Below are 17,492 nucleotides of genomic sequence, written 5' to 3' on the forward strand. Positions count from 1 at the left end.
GCGCGGCCTGGCCTCCATTGGCGGACGCGGCGGCGATCGTTGCCGTCATTAGACCTACGTAATCTAGTGGTTCGTTTCGAGATTTTAAGGCCCTTGCTTCGTCCTGCCATGATAATCGAGCGATGCCGGATTGAAAGCCGGAATTTCGTCTATACCCTGCCGCCAAACGGCAAAAGGCCGGCGGCGCGAGCGCGCCACCGGCCTTGAAATCAGGTCCGCGGAAACGTCCGTTCAGGCGGCCGCGGCAGGCTTCGACGGTGCCGGCGCCTTGGTGACCGGAGCCTCGTAGGGCTTGTAGGCGCTCTTGGCGAGGTCGGAATACATCTCGCCGATCTTCGTCGCCTCGGCGACATAGGACTCGTAGGCCTTCTTCAGGTAGGTGGCCTGGAGTTCGAAAGCTGCTTCCATGCTCTTGGCGTTGGAGAGCTTCTCGAAATGCGCGATGCCCTCTTCGAACGACTTCTTCGAATAGTCAGCGGTTTCGGCCGCGATCGCCTGCATGCCCTTTGCAACCGTGGAGTAGCCCTTCAGGACAGTGTCCATCGCTTCCTTGCCACTCTTGTTTGCTTCCTCGAAGTTGAACATGGGACGCTCCTTTCGTTCCACCCGTATGGTTTGACGTTATATGCACTGCACAATTAAGTCAACGAAATGCTGCGACGCAATAATCCCAAATGTTTGCAAAGGCTTGATGACGCCTCTCCCCTGAAAGCAACAAAACCCGGGGCTTTGCCGGCACCGGGTTCCGCGGGGTTGATCGTCGCGGCGACGCGCCTACAGGTCGATGTCGAGAATAGCCATCGAGAAGTTGTAGGACAGCTCGCCGTCTTCCTCGTCGCGGAACACGACCCCGAGGAATTCGTCGGCCAGGTAGACCTCGGCCGACTCGTCCTTGCGCGGGCGGGCCTTGATCACCATGTCCTTGTTGAAGTTGCGCTTGAAGTAGGCCTCAAGCTTCCTGATCTCTTCGGGCTTCACGATTGCGTCTCCGTATCCGGTTCGGTCGGGTCGCTTCTTGCACCTGTGTCCGAAGCTGTAAACCCTCGAATTGGCTTCCTGCAGCGGTTTTCCGCTCAGATGTCGAAGCCCGCCCCGTGCAGAATCTGGTCCATGGCACGCGACGGCTCGGAGCAGCCCGCCTCGCCGACGACCTTGGCCGGAACGCCCGCGACGGTCGATTTCGGCGGCATGTCCTTCAGCACGACCGAGCCCGCCGCGATGCGCGAGCAATGACCGATGTGAATATTGCCGAGGATCTTCGCCCCGGCGCCGATCAGGACGCCGTTGTCGATCTTGGGATGGCGGTCGCCGCCCTCCTTGCCGGTACCGCCGAGCGTGACGTTGTGCAGGATCGAGACGTTGTCGCCGATCACCGCCGTTTCCCCGACGACGAGGCCGGTGGCGTGGTCAAGGAAGATGCCCTTGCCGATCCGCGCCGCCGGATTGATGTCCGTCTGGAACACGCTGGAGGAGCGGCTCTGCAGATAGAGCGAGAAGTCGCGCCGGCCGTTCAGGTGGAGCCAGTGCGCCAGACGGTGGGTCTGGAGCGCGTGGAAGCCCTTGAAGTACAGCACCGGTTCGATGAAGCGGGTGCAGGCCGGGTCGCGGTCGTAGACCGCCTGGATGTCGACGCGCAGGATCGAACCCCACTCCGGCCAGGCCGCCTGCATTTCCTCGAAGGTCTGCCGCAGCAGGTTGGCCTGCAGGTCGGGATGGTCGAGCCGCTCGCAGACACGGTGGATGACGCTCGCCTCCAGGGACGGCTGGTTGATGACGGTCGAGTAGAGAAAGGCCGCCAGCAGCGGGTCTTCCTGCGCGGCGGCGCGTGCCTCTTGCTGCAGGCTGTCCCAGATCGGGTCCATGACCTTGAGCTTGTCGTCGGCGCGCTTCTCGTGGGGGGCGACCATCGCCGTACTCCTTATTGCGTCGGTATGCCCCCTATATAGAGCAAACGTCCGCCGGGCGAAATGCCCCGCAGCGTGCGCCGGCCACCTATCGCCCGTCGATTTCGCCGTAGAACTCCAGCACCGCCTTCTTGAAGACGCGGTCGCCCACCGACAGCATGTGGTCGCGGCCGGGTATGTCGAGCGCACGGGCGTGCGGCATCAGCAATGCGAGTTCCTGCGCCGAGCCGGCGATGTCGTCGGTGGTGCCGACCGCCACCAGCGCCGGCATGTCGATCCGCGCCATGTCGGCCGGCGAAAGCAGTTCGCGCGAGGTCATGATGCAGGCGGCGAGCGCCTCCCGGTCGGAATTGGTCTGCTCGGCGAAGCTGCGGAACATCCGGCCGCGTTCATGCGTGACGTCGTCGAGCGACGGCGCCAGCAGCGCGTCGGCGATCGGGTCCCAGTCCCCCACCCCGTCGACCATGCCGATGCCGAGCCCGCCGAAGACGACCGAGCGGACCCGGTCGGGATGGCCAAGCGCCATGAAGGCGGTGATGCGTGCGCCCATCGAGTAACCCATGACGTGCGCCTGCGCGATGTCGAGATGATCGAGCAGCGCCGCCGCGTCACCCGCCATCAGCGGCGGATAATAGCGATCGGCCTCGCGCGGCTTGGCGCTCCGGCCGTGTCCGCGGTTGTCGATGCCGATCACCCGGTAGCCGGCATCGCCCAGCGTCTTCAACCAACCCGGAGAGACCCAGTTGACGGTGGCGCTGGACGCAAAACCGTGGATCAGCAGCACCGGCGCACCGGACGGATCGCCCTCGTCAAAGAATGCCAGTTCCAGCCCGTCATGGTGGAACCGGGAAAAGGATGGGGGGGTCAGGTTCATCGCTTGCCTCTCTGCCTTCGACGGAATGCTCATAGGCCGCTTTTTCCGCCCTGGAAACGTCCCGGCCACGTTTTTTCTCGGTCGACACCGCCGTTTTGCCGCTACACTTTTGCATGCGACGGCTATAAGGTCCGCCGCGAATTCGACCTTGATATTCGGAGCTTCCCATGGCCGGCCACAGCATTCCCCATTTCCAGAACGACGGCGGACACCGCATGATCGAGATCGGCGTGAAGGAGTTCATGTGCGTCGGCGCCTCGGTCCCGTTCGATCACCCGCACATCTTCATCGACATGGGTGACGACGACGAGAAGGTCTGCGGCTACTGCTCGACGCTCTACCGCTACAACCCGTCGCTGAAACCCCACCAGACCAACCCGGTCGGCTGCACCTTCGCCAACCAGGCCGCCTGAACGATGCGTCCAGGGACGCCGCGCCGATGACCGTGCGAACGGTCGCCATCGTCGGCGCCGGCATCGCGGGGCTGACCGCGGCCCTCGCCCTGGCTCGAAAGGGCATAGCCAGCCATGTGCTGGAGCAGGCCGACCGCCTCGACGAGGTCGGCGCCGGCCTGCAGCTTTCCCCCAACGCCTCCGGAATTCTTGCTGCGCTCGGCCTGCTGCCGGGCCTTGAGGAGCGCTGGTTCGAGCCGGAACGGATCGTGCTCGCTTCCGGCCGCACGCTGAGGCCGCTGGCCGCGGTCCCCGCCGGCGTGGAGGCGCGACGGCGTTGGCGCCACCCCTACGCCGTCCTTCATCGGGCGACGCTGCAGCGCGCCCTGCTCGACGCGGCGCAAGCCGACCCGCGCGTGCAGATCCATCTCGGCGTCAAGATCGCGCGCCACAATTCCGGCGCCATCGCCGCCGCGGCCGGCGCACCGGTGGACCTTGTCATCGGCGCGGACGGGGTCTGGTCGAAGTTGCGAACCTTTGTTCCGGCCGCGCCGCCGGCGCGCTTCAGCGGCAGTGTCGCCTGGCGATTCATGGTTCCCTATGGCGATGCTCCCGGCTTCCTCGATCGCCAGTCCGTCGTCGCCTGGATGGGGCCGTCGGCCCATCTCGTCGCCTACCCGCTGGTGGAGGCGCAATCCTTCAACATCGTCGCCATCCACCGCGGCGCCGCCACCAGCCACGACTGGTCCATCGGGTCCGGGGCGCCGCATCTTGCCGCCTTTTCCGGCTGGAGCGGCGACATTGTTGCCCTTCTTGGCGCCGCCGAGGCTCCGCTCAGCTGGCCGCTCTACGAAACGCCCGACGGGCGCTGGTTCAACGGTCGCGACCTGATACTGATTGGCGACGCCGCCCATGCGACGACACCCTTTGCCGCGCAAGGGGCCGCGATGGCGATCGAGGACGCCGTCGAGCTGGCCGCGGCGGTCGCGGGCGCCACCGACGTCGCTGGCGCCCTGTCCGCCTATGAGGGCCGTCGGCGCGCGCGGCTGCGGCGCGTGCGCGCCCGCGCCGACTTCAACCGGTTCGCCTACCACGCCCGCGGTCCGGTCGCGCTCGCGCGGGACGCGGTGCTCGCGCTGCGCAGCCCGGAGAGCCTGGCAGCGGACCTGGACTGGCTCTATGGCTATCGCCCCGAGACCTGACGGCGCAGCACCTGTCGGCCACCCCACGCAAGCATCGGCAGAGGCAATCAGACGGCGCGCGCAGCCGCCAGTCCGCGCTCGACGTCGGCGCGCACGTCGGCAAGGTCCTCCAAGCCGACCTGCAGGCGCAGCACCGGGCCCTCCTCCGGCGCGGTACAGACCTTCCGGTCGCTGAGGTTGACGTGGACGGCGAGGCTCTCGTAGCCGCCCCAGGAGTAGCCGAGGCCAAACAGCCGCAGCGCATCGAGGAAGGCGTGCGCCTTGGCCTTGTAGCGGTCGGGGCTCCCGCCCTTGAGCACGATGGAAAAAATGCCGCTCGCGCCCTTGAAGTCGCGCTTCCACAACTCGTGCCCGGGAAAGCTCGGCAGGGCCGGATGCAGAACGCGGGCGACGTCGTCGTGCCCCTCCAGCCACTCGGCCAGGCGCAGCGCGCTCTCCTGGTGCCGTTCGAGTCGAACACCCATGGTCCGCAGCCCGCGCAGGACCTGGTAGGCATCGTCCGGCGCGCCGCAGATCCCGAGCGCAAAGTTGCCTTCCCACAGCTGCCGCCAGTGCTCGGCATTGGCCGAAACCGTGCCCATGAGGATGTCCGAATGGCCGGCCGGGTACTTCGTCGCCGCATGGATAGAGATGTCGACGCCATGGTCGAGCGGCTTGAAGAAGAGCGGCGTCGCCCAGGTGTTGTCCATGGTGACGACCGCCGCGCCCCTGTGGGCCGCATCGGCGATCGCACGTATGTCCTGCATCTCGAAAGTATTCGAGCCGGGCGCCTCCGTATGGACCAGCCGCGTGTTCGGCCGCATCAGTCGCGCGATGTCAGCGCCGGCGGCCGGGTCGTAGTATTCGACCTCGACGCCGAGGCGCGTCAGCATCGTATCGCAGAAGTGGCGGGTCGGGCTGTAGACCGAATCGACGATCAGCGCGTGGTCACCGGCGGAAAGGAAGGCGAGGAAGGGAACCGTGACGGCCGCCAGGCCGGAGGGGACGACGATGGTCCCGGCCGAGCCTTCCAGCTCGTCGATCGCCGCGCAAAGCGCGTCGGTGGTCGGGGTCCCGCGGGTCCCGTAGGTGTACTTCTGCGCCCGCTTCTCCATGGTCGCCGCGTTGGGAAACAGCACCGTCGAGGCATGAACGACCGGCGGGTTGACGAAGCCGTGAAAGTCGGAGGGATCGTTTCCGATATGGGCAAGGCGGGTATTGTCGCCAGCGCCGGCGAGCACTTCAGCTTTGTCTGTCATCGTTTGTCCGGAGAGGTTTGCTTTCGTTTGCAGAATCCGGACTCTTCCGTCCGCGGATGTTCGGGGTCAAGACAAAAATCCTGATGAAACATCACGCGAAGTTGTTCGGCCGAATCGGCCAGCCGGCCCGCGGCCCGCCCAACGCAAGGGCAAACTGCCATTTTCCATCTGATTTTGCATATTAATTTGCCATCCCCGGCGATTTTTACCACCGCATCCGGAAAATAGGCCAGCTCTCTTGACCCTGCGTCATTTTGAGCATGTGATAGAACCAACTCGCGCCGGGAGGGTGGCGAGTGCCGCAGCGTTCCCGCACCACGCCGGCGCCGCGCGGACATTAGAAAGACAAGAGAACAAAGGTAGTTAAACATGGCAAAAACGATCGTGACAGCCCTTCTCGGTGCTGCTGCCGTCATGGGGATTGGCGCATCGGCCGCTCAGGCCGACACGCTTTCGGACGTGAAGGCAAAGGGTTTCGTACAGTGCGGCGTCAACGGCTCGAACCTTGCAGGTTTCGGCGCGCAGGACTCCGCAGGCAACTGGTCCGGCCTCGACGTCGACCTCTGCAAGGCCGTGGCTGCCGCCGTCTTTGGTGACGCCACCAAGGTCAAGTACACGCCGCTGTCGGCCAAGGACCGCTTCCCGGCCCTGCAGTCGGGCGAGATCGACATGCTGGCGCGCAACACCACCTGGAGCATCAGCCGCGATTCGCAGCTCGGCTTCGACTTCCGCGCCGTGAACTACTATGACGGCCAGGGCTTCATGGTGAAGAAGGACCTCGGCGTGAAGTCCGCGCTCGAACTGAGCGGCGCCTCCATCTGCGTCCAGGCCGGCACGACCACCGAGCTCAACCTCGCCGACTACTTCCGCGCCAACAACATGGACTTCAAGCCCGTGGTGTTCGAAGCGCAGGACGAAGCCGACGCCGCCTACAACGCCGGTCGTTGCGACGCCTACACCACCGACGCCTCGGGCCTCTACTCGATCCGCCTGAAGATGGCCAACCCGGACGACCACATGGTTCTGCCGGAAATCATCTCCAAGGAGCCGCTTGGCCCGGCCGTGCGCCAGAACGACTCGCGCTGGCTCGACATCGTCAGCTGGTCGCACTACGCCATGGTCGCCGCCGAGGAATTCGGCATCACCCAGGCCAATGTCGAGGAGATGAAGAAGTCCGACAACCCGGACATCAAGCGCTTCCTCGGCGAGGAAGCCGACTCGACCATCGGTTCCGACCTCGGCCTGCCGGCTGACTGGGCCGTGCAGATCATCAAGGGCGTCGGCAACTACGGCGAATCGTTCGAACGCAACGTCGGCCAGGGCTCGCCGCTCCAGATCGAACGCGGCCTGAACGCGCTGTGGACCAAGGGTGGCCTGCAGTACGCGCCGCCGGTCCGTTGATCGACGAAGCTTAGACGATTGTCGGGAGGGCGGTTCTCCGCCCTCCCCCCAACATGAAACGCCCGGCAAACAGGGCGAACGGAACGAAGGGGTTCTCAATGGCTGTAGCTGATGCCCGCACCGGGTCCGGCGAACCTCCAAAGGTATCGCTGCTCTATAATCCGGCCCTGAGAAGTTATATCTATCAGGCACTTACCCTGTTCGGCATTGCTTGGGTCATCTGGTACGCCTGGAACAATGCGGCGCAAAACCTCGCCCGCGCGAACATGACGGCCGGATTCGACTTTCTCCGGAGCCGCGCCGGATTCGACATCGCCCAGACGCTGATCAGCTACTCGAGCGACTCGACCTATCTGCGGGCACTGGAAGTCGGGCTGATCAACACGCTGGTCGTGGCCGTCTGGGGCATCGTCACCGCCACCGCGGTCGGCCTCATCATCGGTATCGGCCGGTTGTCGCACAACTGGCTGATCGCGCGGCTTTGCACGATCTATGTCGAGGTCTTCCGCAACATTCCGCCGCTGCTCGTCATCTTCTTCTGGTACCTCGGCGTTCTGGCGCTGCTGCCGTCGATCCGGACCATCTTCCAGCACGTCGAAGAAAACCCGGACGCGATGTTCTTCATATCGAATCGCGGCATCTACATGCCCGCGCCGGTATTCGGCGAGGGATTCGGCTATGTCTTCGGCGCCCTGGCGCTCGGCATCGTCGCGGCGATCGCTTTCACCGTCTGGGCCAATGCCTACCAGCGCAGCACCGGCCGCCGGCCGCCCGTCCTGATCGCCAACCTGGCGATGATCGTGTTGCCGCCGCTGCTGGTCTTCCTCCTGCTCGGCAGCCCGCTGACGTTCGACTACCCGGTCCCGGGCTCGTTCAACATGCGCGGCGGCCTGGTCATCGGTCCCGAGTTCCTGGCGCTGTACCTGGCGCTGTCGCTTTACACCGCCTCGTTCATCGCCGAGATCGTCCGGGCCGGCATCCGTGGCGTCTCCAGAGGCCAGACGGAGGCATCCTATGCGCTGGGCTTGCGGCCCGGCCTGACGACGCGCCTCGTCATCCTGCCACAGGCGCTGCGGATCATCATTCCGCCGCTGACCTCGCAGTATCTGAACCTGATCAAGAACTCCTCGCTTGCGGTCGCCGTCGGCTATGCCGACCTCGTCGCCGTCGGCGGCACCATCCTCAACCAGGCGGGCCGGTCCATCGAGATCATCGCGATCTGGATGGTGGTCTACGTCTCGATCAGCCTGATCACGTCGATGTTCATGAACTGGTTCAACGCCAAGATGGCACTGGTGGAGCGGTAAGATGGCCGAAAGCGCAACCTACGTCCGCGACCAGTTCATCGCTCCCGAAAAGCCGCCGATTTCCGACCACACCGCGCTTGGCTGGATCCGCCATAACCTGTTCGCCTCCTGGCGCGACGGCGTCATGACGGTCATCGCGCTCCTCGCGCTTCTGTATTTCCTGCCGGGCGCGATCGACTGGCTGTTCCTTTCCGCGGTCTGGACCGGCTCGGACCGCGCCGCCTGCCTGACGGTCGACCAGGGCGGCGTCCTGCCCTCCGGCTGGAGCGGCGCCTGCTGGGCCTATGTCGCCGACCGCTTCGTGCTGTTCATGTTCGGCTCCTACCCGCGGGGCGAGCTGTGGCGGCCGTTGCTCGTCGGAGCCCTGTTCGTTGCCTTGCTCGTGCCGATGCTGATCCCGAGCGTGCCGCGCAAGGGGCTGAACGCGATCCTTCTGCTGTTCGCGCTGCCGGTGCTGGCCTACATTCTGCTGCTTGGCGGCGTGTTCGGCCTGCCGCATGTTGAGACGTCCCTGTGGGGCGGGCTGATGGTGACGCTGATCCTGTCCTTCGTCGGCATCGTCGTGTCGCTGCCCGCGGGCATCCTGCTCGCGCTCGGGCGCCGGTCGCAGATGCCGATTGTCCGGACGGCGTGCGTCAGCTTCATCGAGCTGATCCGCGGCGTACCGCTGATCACCGTTTTGTTCATGGCAAGCGTGTTGCTGCCGCTGTTCCTCGAGCCGGGCAACAACATCGACAAGTTCCTGCGGGCGCTGATCGGCGTGTCGATCTTCGCCTCAGCCTACATGGCCGAGGTGATCCGCGGCGGCCTTCAGGCAATCCCGAAGGGCCAGTACGAGGCCGCCGACGCGCTCGGGCTGAACTACTTCCACAAGATGACCTTCGTCGTGCTGCCGCAGGCGATCAAGCTCGTCATCCCCGGCATCGTCAACACCTTCATCGGCATGTTCAAGGACACCTCGCTGGTGACGATCATCGCCATGTACGACCTGCTCGGCATCGTCAAGGCCAGCTTCGGCGACACCACCTGGATCACGCCCGTGACGCCGCTGACCGGCCTGATTTTCGCTGGTTTCGTGTTCTGGCTTTTCTGCTTCGGCATGTCGCGCTATTCAGCATTCGTGGAGCGCCGCCTCGATACCGGCCACAAGAGATAACAAGGGGAAAACAACAATGGTAGCCCAAGCCAAGCAGATGTCGGTCTCCGCCACCGACGTGGCCGTCGAGATCGTCAACATGAACAAGTGGTATGGCGACTTCCACGTGCTGCGCGACATCAACCTGAAGGTCATGCGCGGAGAGCGCATCGTCATCGCCGGCCCGTCCGGATCGGGCAAGTCGACGATGATCCGCTGCATCAACCGGCTGGAGGAGCACCAGAAGGGCCAGATCGTCGTCGACGGCATCGAACTCACCAACGATCTGAAGAAGATCGACGAGGTGCGCCGCGAGGTCGGAATGGTGTTCCAGCACTTCAACCTGTTCCCGCACCTGACGATCCTGGAAAACTGCACGCTGGCGCCGATCTGGGTGCGCAAGATGCCGAAGAAGGAAGCCGAGCAGGTGGCGATGCACTATCTCGAGCGCGTCAAGATTCCCGAGCAGGCGAACAAGTACCCGGGCCAGCTTTCCGGCGGCCAGCAGCAGCGCGTGGCGATTGCCCGCTCGCTCTGCATGAAGCCGAAGATCATGCTGTTCGACGAGCCGACCTCGGCTCTAGACCCGGAAATGGTCAAGGAAGTGCTCGAGACCATGGTGTCGCTGGCCGAAGAAGGCATGACCATGCTCTGCGTCACCCACGAGATGGGTTTTGCCCGGCAGGTCGCCAACCGCGTGATCTTCATGGACCAGGGCCAGATCGTCGAGGAAAACGACCCGCAGAACTTCTTCGACAACCCGCAGCACGAGCGCACCAAGCTCTTCCTCAGCCAGATCCTGCACTAGCGGGATCCGCCGAAAGCGCGGATCTTTTTTGCTTGAAGAGAGCGCCAACCACCTGAAGCGCGGCGCGAGGTCCTGACCGTCGGGCCGTGCTTGTTGTTGTGCCGATCACCAGGACCGGCGCGGATGGGCGGCCAGTTCCACCGGCCGGGCCTCGGGCACGGCCGCGACCCCGTCGGTCTGACGGAAGCGGCGCGGCGACACGCCGAACTGACGGTGAAAGGCGCGCGAAAAGGCCGACAGGCTGTCGAAGCCGGTTCTGAGGCCGATCTCGCGCATCGCCAGCCGGGTGTCGCGCACCAGCCGTTGCGCTGCCGTCAGCCGCAGTCGCAGATAGTACCGGCCCGGGCTGGTCGAAAGCCCCGAGGCGAACAGGTGCTCGAGCCTGCGCGTGGACATGCCCAGCCGCCGCGCCACGGTCGCCGTCGTCAGCGGGCGTTCGATCGTCCGCTCCATCAGCCGGATCGCCGCCGCCAGTTCGGGCGTGTGCCCGGCGAGCCGCCCCAGCGACACCAGCGGCTGGGCGTCGCTGGCCGCATGCGTCTCGTCGTAGACGAAGACGCTCGCCACGTCGAGCGCCACCGCCGTGCCGAGATGCAGCCGGATCAGATGCAGCATCATGTCAAAGGTCGGCGAGGCGCCGCCGGAGGTCCAGAGGTGGCCGTCGGTGACGAAGCGGTCCGCCCGCACGTTCAGCGCCGGAAACGCGACCGCGAAGTCCTCCAGCTCTTCCCAGTGCGCGGTCGCCTCGCGCCCGTCGAGCAGCCCGGACCGGGCGAGCAGCCAGCAGCCCGACTCGACGCCGGCGACGGTGCCGAACCGGCCCGCCACCGATTTCAGCCGGCCGACGAAGCGCCGGTCGGCGTGCCGGTCCTGGTTGAAGCCGGCGATCACCACCAGCACATCGCCCGCCTGGTCGCCGAGCGCACCATCGACTGCGATCTCGACGCCGCTGGTCAGCCGCACCGGCCGGCCGTCCGGGGAAACGATCGTCCAGCGGAACACCGCGTCCGGCACCACGCGGTTGGCCGCACGCATCGGATCCAGAACGCTCGCCAGCGACATCAGCGAGGACTCCGGCAGGAGCAGCACGACGACCTGCAGCGGCAGAGATGAGCGGACAATGGGCGGCATGCGCAAATTGTCAAGATTTTGGCGGAATCTGTCAATGAGCAAATCACCGTTGGCGCATGATCGCGCATGCAGGCATCTGGAGCAGACCGGCCGCCCGATCCCCTTGTCGGACCCGGCCGAAGACTGTCCGCACCGGGCTGATTCGCCGCACGGCGGATCGGCCCGTTTTTTTGGCCAAGCCCCTACATGCCCGGCTGTCACCATTGGTGACATATCCCCTCATCCGTCCGCCTTGACAGGACGTGGCGCGAGCGCGACCAGGCCCGGACGTACGCCGCCGCCGGCGCCATCGACCGAAAGGCCAGCGCGGGGACACAAACGGCCCGGGTTCCCTTGGCCCGGAACGAAGGCTCCGCGCGGCCCCGACCCGAAACGTCCGTCCGGGACTTGGCTCGCACTTGCGCCCCATTTCCGCATTTGCAGTTGCGAGCGGCGCCGGATGCGTGTATCTCCGCCTGCACGGATCGGCGGAGTGTAGCGCAGCCTGGTAGCGCATCTGGTTTGGGACCAGAGGGTCGGGAGTTCGAATCTCTCCACTCCGACCACCGTTCTCGCCCCCCACCTGCCCTTCCTCCTTCAGTCGCGCTGCGCGTCCTCAACCATGACGATACGGCTGGTCAGCAGCAGCGTGCGGTCGGCCTGGATGACATAGGTCTCCTGTACCAGTCGGCCGAACGGGTCCGTGAAACGATGATGGAACCAGCTGCCGACGGGGGATTTGGTCAGCTTTGACCGTGGCCGGCCGCCATAGGTGATGCTGCCCGGGATCGGTTCCGGATAACGGCCTTCGCCGGACGTGGGCGAGCAACCGGCCACGAGCAGGGCAAGGGCGCCAGGAAGAAGCGTCGTTTTCATCCTCATGCCTCCCGAACGTCCATCCCAGTTTGCCCCTGTTGAGAACCGCAGTCGAGCGCGCCGGTCCAATCCATGCAGGTCGGCGACCGTTCCGGGGTCCGGGCAGCATCGAAATGGCACCGGGAAGATCGGGCCTGCCGGCACGCGACCGTTGAAATGCGCCGGCCCCGGTGCTAAGCACCGACAACGGCGGGACTGCCACTGCCCTAGCCTGCCGCCCCGGACCGTGCGATGCGCGCATCCGTGCGGCTGGCGATCAGACGACTGGAGCGAGAGGACTCATGAGCGCGAAGATTTTCCGTCCTGCCAAAACGGCGATGCAGTCCGGCAAGGCGAAAACCAACCAGTGGATTCTGGAATTCGATCAGGAGCGGCCGCGCACGATCGATCCGATCATGGGCTACACCAGTTCCGCCGACATGCGTCAGCAGGTCCGGCTTCGATTCGATACGCGCGAGGAGGCGATCGCCTATGCGCAGCGCAACGGCATCGATTTCCGGGTTATCGAGCCGCACGACCCGACCCGCAAGAAGGTCGCCTATCCGGACAATTTCCGCTTCAACCGCATGCAGCCCTGGACCCACTGACCGGCGCCCCGGGACCGACGGCCCCTTAGCTCAGCTGGATAGAGCAACTGCCTTCTAAGCGTTTCGGTGAGCTAGAATGATGCAGCGTTAACATAGACTTACTTTCCTGGCAGGTTCCGTTAGGGTACGGTTTTGGGTATGGCTAGTAATCTGCTATAGGAAATCAATGACTTAGACCAACTGCATGGCAGTTGGTCAATTTAGGCCCCTTAGCTCAGCTGGATAGAGCGTCGACCTTCTAAGTCGAATGTCACAGGTTCGAATCCTGTAGGGGTCGCCATCCCACTTCTTAAGCTTCACCTACAAGCATCCGTTTTTCAAGGCGACAGGCCGGACCCACTTACACTGCGCGAACTTGCGTTGCCATACAATCATTGCTTGAATGCGTTTTGATGGTATGTCACTCGGAATAAGTTGATGAATTCACAGGCACCAACTCCAGCTAGAATACCGCTCTCAGCGCACCTCATTTTCGGCGCGGTACTGTTTTGCTTAGTGCCAATGCTCTTGGGATTTTTTGGGCTTCCATTTTTACCAACAGCCAATTGGATTGACAGGGCCAAAGGAGCATCAGTGGTTTGCGGTATCGTATTATCCGCCCTGTTCTTGATGGTGGCTGTGGTACGACACGAGGGGGAGTGGCGTGGGTATAGCGACGGTAAAAAGGCCGTTGCGTTTTTCCTTTTGCCAATCTTTGGCTTTGGAATGGGCATCTATGCGATCTTGATATCTGTCCCCTTCACTGCGGCCGTGCTTGTTGGTCACGAGGTGGAGCAGGTTTTTACGGTGGAAGGGGTTTCGCACTATGGAAGCAGGAAATGCCGCAACGGCATCACCGTTCGAAACGTACCATTCCCCGCGAGCACACTTTGCGGTTTTCCTGCTGAACTAAAGAATTCTCTCGGGCCTGGGTCACGGGTCATAGTCAGTGGCCGAGGCACAGATTTCGGCCTATTCGCGATGGAAATGCACAAGATAGTCTGGCGTCCATAGAGGGGGTGACCGTTATGCGGCAGGGCAGACGCGACAAATTTGGGGACGGTTTGGGGACGGTTTGGCAAATTTGAAATCGTTTTTCGACCCCAATCACTTGGCCTCCAGGCGCCAAAAATCACCAATGATTGCAATCAGTTGTGATGATTTAATGCTAGCGTGGATGATTCGCGATTAGCCTATTATTTCCGCCTTCTAAGCAGTAGGTCGCAGGTTCGAATCCTGCAGGGGTCGCCAATTTTTTCAGAGACCTGGATGACAGCTTCTGGTTTGAACTGCGCACTGCGAGGTCGAATTGGGGTCGCACAGGCAACGAGCGACCTGCCCTGACCGATTGGGTGCAGGTGTTCCTCCGTCCTCGCAATGAACCATCGCTCGTCATTTCCAGCAACGTTAGCCTTGGCGACCGGTCAACAACGTCCCGGCGCCCGCACTGCCTTGCATTGACGCCGAAGATCCGTTGCTCAACGAGCGTGCGCCTAGCTCAATCAACTTCCGCTTATCTTAGGGACGGAAAGCCTTCGGCCGACCTGATTGCCGCCGAGGACAACAGCTGGCGGCCTCCCGATGCATTCTATACGATAACCTGAGGCTGAAACTGGGGAGCTATTGGTTGCAGCAGAATCCGGCACTTGACGGTGTTCGGGCCGTGGCGGTTCTCGCCGTGGTTGCTTTCCATTGCCGTATCCCAGTTGCCCTCGGCGGCATGATCGGAGTCGACCTTTTTTTCGTTCTTTCCGGATATCTGGTCACGTCACTCCTGCGGGAAGGCAGGTCGCTTCCGGATTTTTTCGTGGGGCGGATCGTCAGGCTGGGGCCTGCATTTCTGCTGATGTTGGCCGCGTATGCCGCATTCGCGCCGTGGTTTCTGAGCGAGCGCACCGTCACGTCGGATGTCCTGCTGGCCGGTCTCTATGTCTCAGACTATTCATTGGCCTTCTGGCATGAGCCAAAGATGCTCGGCCACACATGGTCGCTGGCGGTAGAAGCGAAGTTCTATCTGCTCTGGCCGTTGCTGATCCTCTCAACCAGAACGCTTCGGCGTGAAACGTTGCTGTGGCACTACCCGCTCACCCGCATGCTTCGGGATCAATGGGGGCCAGTCCCTACGTTCATCATCGTCGCGACGCTGTCGGTTTGCCTTGCGTGGCTGTCTTACACCTACGTTGAGCAGCCGTTGAGAGCCCTCTATCGCCGCAGCAAGCTTGCGGCCTGATCCAGCCATAACATTGACTGGAGAATGCTTTAATCTTTAAGGCAAAACCAATGGGCGGCACAGAGCCCCACAGCTATTGGGATTTTCGCTCAATTCATTGACAAACATGGCTTTTCTCGCGTCTCGGCAGAGTTCGCCATCAGTACCGACCAACGACATCAATCCCTTCGCCCTTCAGCCCGCACCATGCGTTCAGCCTTGGCGGGCAGACCCCGAGGGGCGACGCCACCAGCGGGTGGCCAGCAACCGCAGGCGCCGCCAGCGGCGGCTGCGGGGCTGTTGGCGTGCCGGGCTTTCCACGGGGGCGTCGGCGTCGGCCATCACGTTCCATCCAGGCGCGCCCTGCCAGACGGCCCCGGTATCGCGCCAGGCCGGTTCTGATGGGACGTACCTGTAGCACTTCGCGCCCCAGGACGAATGCGCCAGGCATTCGAGGAGGCTGGAGTGATCCTCCCGCCCCAATTCCCGCCACGGGTCCATGACGCATTCTCCTTGGCTTGCGCCGCGGCAGCCGCCGCAGCATCGGTGACCAATGCTAGGCGTCGGCGGCCGGTTCTTGCATCGGGCACATGCAGTATTCCCGCGCCGGCAATTGTAGTATTTTGCCGCATAGTGGCGATCGGGACAGGAAGGCGGGGGCGGGTTGCTTGATGGATCGACGACCGTTCGGCTGCTGCCCGAACTCTCCGCCCGGGAGGGCTTGATCGCACTGAGGTTTGCCGAAGGGCTTACCTATCGCGAAATCGGCGAGGCGCTGTTCATCGCGCCGACGACAGTCCGCACGCACCTTGCCGCCATCTACGAAAAGCTCGGCGTGCACAGCAAGACCGCACTCGTCGCGCTGATCACCAGCCGTCGGGCCGAACTGCGAACCGGGTCCGAGCGAGCGCAGGCTTTGTCGGGCCCGTTGGTGATCGCCGTCCTTCCCTTTGATAACCTGTCCAGCGAGCCGCGGTTCGACCACCTTGCCGATTGTCTCACGGCTGACAGCATCGAGGCCCTCGCCCGCTGTCCGGACGTGACTGTCATCTCCCGCCAGACGATGCTCGCGCAGCGCAACCGGCACGAGGACGTGCGCGCCATCGGGCGAGAACTGAACGCTGCCTACCTGCTCGAGGGGTCGCTACAGGCAGGTCGAGGACTTGTGCGCATCGCGGCGCAGCTCGTCGAGACCGCGACCGGCGCGCAGCTCTGGACCCGGCGCTTTGAGGAGCCGGTGGAAGACGCCTTCGCGATGCAGGACAAGGTCACCGCCTGCCTGTCGGCCGCACTCGTCAGTTGCGGCGGCTACGTCTTCACCCTCCGCCAGAAGCATGCGCGCGAGAAGCACCCGCGGGACATGGCTGCCTTTGACTACTACGTGACCGGCCTGGAACAGCACAGTCGCTTCGACCGGGCGAGCAACGAAGAGGCCAAGCGGCTGTTGCGCAAGGCCGTCGAGGCGAACCCCGAGCTCGTGCAGGCGTGGATCCTGCTCGGCGAAGTCCACGGCGTCGATGCCTGCAACGGCTTCTCGGCCGACGGCGAGGCACAAGCGCGTCTATGGGCAGATTGCACGCGACGGGCGATCGCCATCAGCCCGACCGCCCCCGAGGCCAGACTGGGACTGGCAGCCCTAAACGCGTTCGAGGGCGATCTCGACGGCGCGCATGCGCTCCACCGCGAATTGCGCGCCGAAATGGGAAACAGTGCTGACATGATGGCGATGCTCGCCGACAACATGTCGTTGGTTGAGGAGGCAGAAGAGGAGGCGCTCGTACTCGCCCGCCGTGCAATTGCGGCGAATCCGCGCGCGCCATGCTACTACAATGTGCTCGCCCGCAGCGCCTTTGCCGCGGGCGAATACGACGAATGCCTCACCGCGCTGCGGCAGGCGCCGCCCGACCTTCCGGTGACGCTCCTGTTCACGGCTGCAGCGGCTGGCTTGCTCGACCGGCAGACCGTGGCACGCGAGGCGTCGAGACGACTCGCCCGAGACTTTCCGACGTTCAAGGTGGATTGCTTCGTCCGCTACTATCCGGTGACAAACGTCAGGGTAGCCGAAGCCCTGCGGGAAGGTGCCCGGCGCGCCGGCGTCGCCTTGTAGGGCGTCGATCTCGAAACGCCGGCGCGGGCAGCGTCACGCCGGTTCGCCACCCGGCGGATAGTAGGTTTTCTGCTTGAAGGCGAAGACGTTGCCGCAGCGGCAGCGAATCATGTGCCTTGCCGGGTCGGGCGACGGCCGCTCGGTCGAAAAGCCTGCCGGCATCTCGTCGATTGCAAAGCCCGGGTTCTTGCGCCGCGGGTCGTCGTCCTCGGAGGCCTCGGCAAAGCCGGTGCGCCCGCACTTGGAGCATTCGAGCTTCCGGGAGTATCGATCGCGCGCGGCCATATCCGTTCCATCGTTGAGGCAGGGCGTTCCTCCTAGCAGAGATTCGCCGCGCATCAAATGCGCAGGGCTGGCCGCCCC

17 protein-coding genes and 2 tRNA genes are annotated in these 17,492 nt (G+C 63.9%); 11 read left to right on the forward strand and 8 right to left on the reverse strand.

Annotated elements, in window-relative coordinates:
- Positions 1 to 231: 231 nt before the first annotated feature.
- The 4 genes from ACXAGF_RS09990 to ACXAGF_RS10005 all read right to left on the reverse strand — a co-directional run bounded on the left by ACXAGF_RS09990 (position 232) and on the right by ACXAGF_RS10005 (position 2,778).
- On the reverse strand, positions 232 to 585 hold the full coding sequence (locus ACXAGF_RS09990; RefSeq protein WP_475016625.1) for a phasin family protein: 354 nt from the start codon (positions 583 to 585) through the stop codon (positions 232 to 234).
- A 189-nt stretch (positions 586 to 774) separates the two neighbouring features.
- The gene (locus ACXAGF_RS09995) at positions 775 to 978 is read right to left on the reverse strand and encodes a DUF3126 family protein (protein ID WP_475016626.1); all 204 of its coding nucleotides are present in this window, start codon (positions 976 to 978) and stop codon (positions 775 to 777) included.
- 95 nt (positions 979 to 1,073) lie between these two features.
- The gene (gene cysE / locus ACXAGF_RS10000; protein ID WP_475016628.1) at positions 1,074 to 1,907 is read right to left on the reverse strand and encodes a serine O-acetyltransferase; all 834 of its coding nucleotides are present in this window, start codon (positions 1,905 to 1,907) and stop codon (positions 1,074 to 1,076) included.
- 85 nt (positions 1,908 to 1,992) lie between these two features.
- The gene (locus tag ACXAGF_RS10005) at positions 1,993 to 2,778 is read right to left on the reverse strand and encodes an alpha/beta fold hydrolase (protein ID WP_475016630.1); all 786 of its coding nucleotides are present in this window, start codon (positions 2,776 to 2,778) and stop codon (positions 1,993 to 1,995) included.
- 167 nt (positions 2,779 to 2,945) lie between these two features.
- Between ACXAGF_RS10005 and ACXAGF_RS10010 the strand changes: the two genes are divergently transcribed.
- Both ACXAGF_RS10010 and ACXAGF_RS10015 read left to right on the forward strand, forming a co-directional pair.
- A complete protein-coding gene (locus ACXAGF_RS10010) occupies positions 2,946 to 3,191 on the forward strand; it encodes a zinc-finger domain-containing protein (protein ID WP_475016632.1) in 246 nt (81 codons plus the stop codon).
- 26 nt (positions 3,192 to 3,217) lie between these two features.
- The gene (locus tag ACXAGF_RS10015) at positions 3,218 to 4,372 is read left to right on the forward strand and encodes an FAD-dependent monooxygenase (protein ID WP_475016634.1); all 1,155 of its coding nucleotides are present in this window, start codon (positions 3,218 to 3,220) and stop codon (positions 4,370 to 4,372) included.
- Positions 4,373 to 4,419: 47 nt separating this feature from the next.
- Here ACXAGF_RS10015 and ACXAGF_RS10020 read toward each other — a convergent pair whose 3' ends face one another.
- Positions 4,420 to 5,610: a cystathionine beta-lyase gene (locus ACXAGF_RS10020; RefSeq protein WP_475016635.1), complete on the reverse strand. Its 1,191-nt coding sequence runs from the start codon at positions 5,608 to 5,610 to the stop codon at positions 4,420 to 4,422.
- A gap of 369 nt (positions 5,611 to 5,979) precedes the next feature.
- Between ACXAGF_RS10020 and ACXAGF_RS10025 the strand changes: the two genes are divergently transcribed.
- The 4 genes from ACXAGF_RS10025 (at position 5,980) to ACXAGF_RS10040 (ending at position 10,261) form a co-directional block, all read left to right on the forward strand.
- The gene (locus ACXAGF_RS10025) at positions 5,980 to 7,011 is read left to right on the forward strand and encodes an amino acid ABC transporter substrate-binding protein (protein ID WP_475016638.1); all 1,032 of its coding nucleotides are present in this window, start codon (positions 5,980 to 5,982) and stop codon (positions 7,009 to 7,011) included.
- 98 nt (positions 7,012 to 7,109) lie between these two features.
- A complete protein-coding gene (locus ACXAGF_RS10030; RefSeq protein WP_475016640.1) occupies positions 7,110 to 8,318 on the forward strand; it encodes an amino acid ABC transporter permease in 1,209 nt (402 codons plus the stop codon).
- Between the two features lies 1 nt (position 8,319).
- Complete coding sequence (locus ACXAGF_RS10035) at positions 8,320 to 9,474, forward strand: amino acid ABC transporter permease (protein ID WP_475016642.1); 1,155 nt, start codon at positions 8,320 to 8,322, stop codon at positions 9,472 to 9,474.
- A gap of 16 nt (positions 9,475 to 9,490) precedes the next feature.
- Positions 9,491 to 10,261 (forward strand): amino acid ABC transporter ATP-binding protein, encoded by a 771-nt coding sequence (locus tag ACXAGF_RS10040; protein WP_475016644.1) that lies wholly within the window; start codon positions 9,491 to 9,493, stop codon positions 10,259 to 10,261.
- 105 nt (positions 10,262 to 10,366) lie between these two features.
- On the opposite strand, the gene ACXAGF_RS10045 is transcribed toward ACXAGF_RS10040, so the two are convergent.
- Positions 10,367 to 11,392 carry a GlxA family transcriptional regulator gene (locus ACXAGF_RS10045; RefSeq protein WP_475016647.1) on the reverse strand — a complete coding sequence of 342 codons (1,026 nt, stop codon included), beginning with the start codon at positions 11,390 to 11,392 and terminating at the stop codon, positions 10,367 to 10,369.
- 468 nt (positions 11,393 to 11,860) lie between these two features.
- Between ACXAGF_RS10045 and ACXAGF_RS10050 the strand changes: the two genes are divergently transcribed.
- Positions 11,861 to 11,937, forward strand: a tRNA-Pro gene (locus tag ACXAGF_RS10050).
- 31 nt (positions 11,938 to 11,968) lie between these two features.
- On the opposite strand, the gene ACXAGF_RS10055 is transcribed toward ACXAGF_RS10050, so the two are convergent.
- Positions 11,969 to 12,247, reverse strand: a complete 279-nt coding sequence (locus ACXAGF_RS10055; protein ID WP_475016649.1) for a hypothetical protein — start codon at positions 12,245 to 12,247, stop codon at positions 11,969 to 11,971.
- 281 nt (positions 12,248 to 12,528) lie between these two features.
- Between ACXAGF_RS10055 and ACXAGF_RS10060 the strand changes: the two genes are divergently transcribed.
- The 4 genes from ACXAGF_RS10060 to ACXAGF_RS10075 all read left to right on the forward strand — a co-directional run bounded on the left by ACXAGF_RS10060 (position 12,529) and on the right by ACXAGF_RS10075 (position 17,129).
- Positions 12,529 to 12,834 (forward strand): ETC complex I subunit, encoded by a 306-nt coding sequence (locus tag ACXAGF_RS10060; protein ID WP_475016651.1) that lies wholly within the window; start codon positions 12,529 to 12,531, stop codon positions 12,832 to 12,834.
- A gap of 203 nt (positions 12,835 to 13,037) precedes the next feature.
- A tRNA-Arg gene (locus tag ACXAGF_RS10065) sits at positions 13,038 to 13,114 on the forward strand.
- A 1,326-nt stretch (positions 13,115 to 14,440) separates the two neighbouring features.
- A complete protein-coding gene (locus ACXAGF_RS10070) occupies positions 14,441 to 15,043 on the forward strand; it encodes an acyltransferase family protein (protein ID WP_475016652.1) in 603 nt (200 codons plus the stop codon).
- Positions 15,044 to 15,686: 643 nt separating this feature from the next.
- Positions 15,687 to 17,129, forward strand: a complete 1,443-nt coding sequence (locus tag ACXAGF_RS10075) for a LuxR C-terminal-related transcriptional regulator (protein ID WP_475016654.1) — start codon at positions 15,687 to 15,689, stop codon at positions 17,127 to 17,129.
- Between the two features lie 33 nt (positions 17,130 to 17,162).
- Here ACXAGF_RS10075 and ACXAGF_RS10080 read toward each other — a convergent pair whose 3' ends face one another.
- Positions 17,163 to 17,414 carry a hypothetical protein gene (locus ACXAGF_RS10080; RefSeq protein ID WP_475016656.1) on the reverse strand — a complete coding sequence of 84 codons (252 nt, stop codon included), beginning with the start codon at positions 17,412 to 17,414 and terminating at the stop codon, positions 17,163 to 17,165.
- Positions 17,415 to 17,492 lie beyond the last annotated feature (78 nt).

The organism is Mycoplana sp. ABR4_002 (assembly GCF_056159645.1).

Bases quoted from the DNA above. Each gene is read 5' to 3' on its own strand.
- ACXAGF_RS10015 (WP_475016634.1), top strand. From the start codon at position 3,218: ATGACCGTGCGAACGGTCGCCATCGTCGGCGCCGGCATCGCGGGGCTG.
- ACXAGF_RS10005 (WP_475016630.1), bottom strand. From the start codon at position 2,778: ATGAACCTGACCCCCCCATCCTTTTCCCGGTTCCACCATGACGGGCTG.
- ACXAGF_RS10060 (WP_475016651.1), top strand. From the start codon at position 12,529: ATGAGCGCGAAGATTTTCCGTCCTGCCAAAACGGCGATGCAGTCCGGC.
- ACXAGF_RS10025 (WP_475016638.1), top strand. From the start codon at position 5,980: ATGGCAAAAACGATCGTGACAGCCCTTCTCGGTGCTGCTGCCGTCATG.
- ACXAGF_RS10040 (WP_475016644.1), top strand. From the start codon at position 9,491: ATGGTAGCCCAAGCCAAGCAGATGTCGGTCTCCGCCACCGACGTGGCC.
- ACXAGF_RS10035 (WP_475016642.1), top strand. From the start codon at position 8,320: ATGGCCGAAAGCGCAACCTACGTCCGCGACCAGTTCATCGCTCCCGAA.
- ACXAGF_RS10055 (WP_475016649.1), bottom strand. From the start codon at position 12,247: ATGAAAACGACGCTTCTTCCTGGCGCCCTTGCCCTGCTCGTGGCCGGT.
- ACXAGF_RS10020 (WP_475016635.1), bottom strand. From the start codon at position 5,610: ATGACAGACAAAGCTGAAGTGCTCGCCGGCGCTGGCGACAATACCCGC.
- cysE (WP_475016628.1), bottom strand. From the start codon at position 1,907: ATGGTCGCCCCCCACGAGAAGCGCGCCGACGACAAGCTCAAGGTCATG.
- ACXAGF_RS10010 (WP_475016632.1), top strand. From the start codon at position 2,946: ATGGCCGGCCACAGCATTCCCCATTTCCAGAACGACGGCGGACACCGC.
- ACXAGF_RS10045 (WP_475016647.1), bottom strand. From the start codon at position 11,392: ATGCCGCCCATTGTCCGCTCATCTCTGCCGCTGCAGGTCGTCGTGCTG.
- ACXAGF_RS10080 (WP_475016656.1), bottom strand. From the start codon at position 17,414: ATGGCCGCGCGCGATCGATACTCCCGGAAGCTCGAATGCTCCAAGTGC.
- ACXAGF_RS10030 (WP_475016640.1), top strand. From the start codon at position 7,110: ATGGCTGTAGCTGATGCCCGCACCGGGTCCGGCGAACCTCCAAAGGTA.
- ACXAGF_RS09990 (WP_475016625.1), bottom strand. From the start codon at position 585: ATGTTCAACTTCGAGGAAGCAAACAAGAGTGGCAAGGAAGCGATGGAC.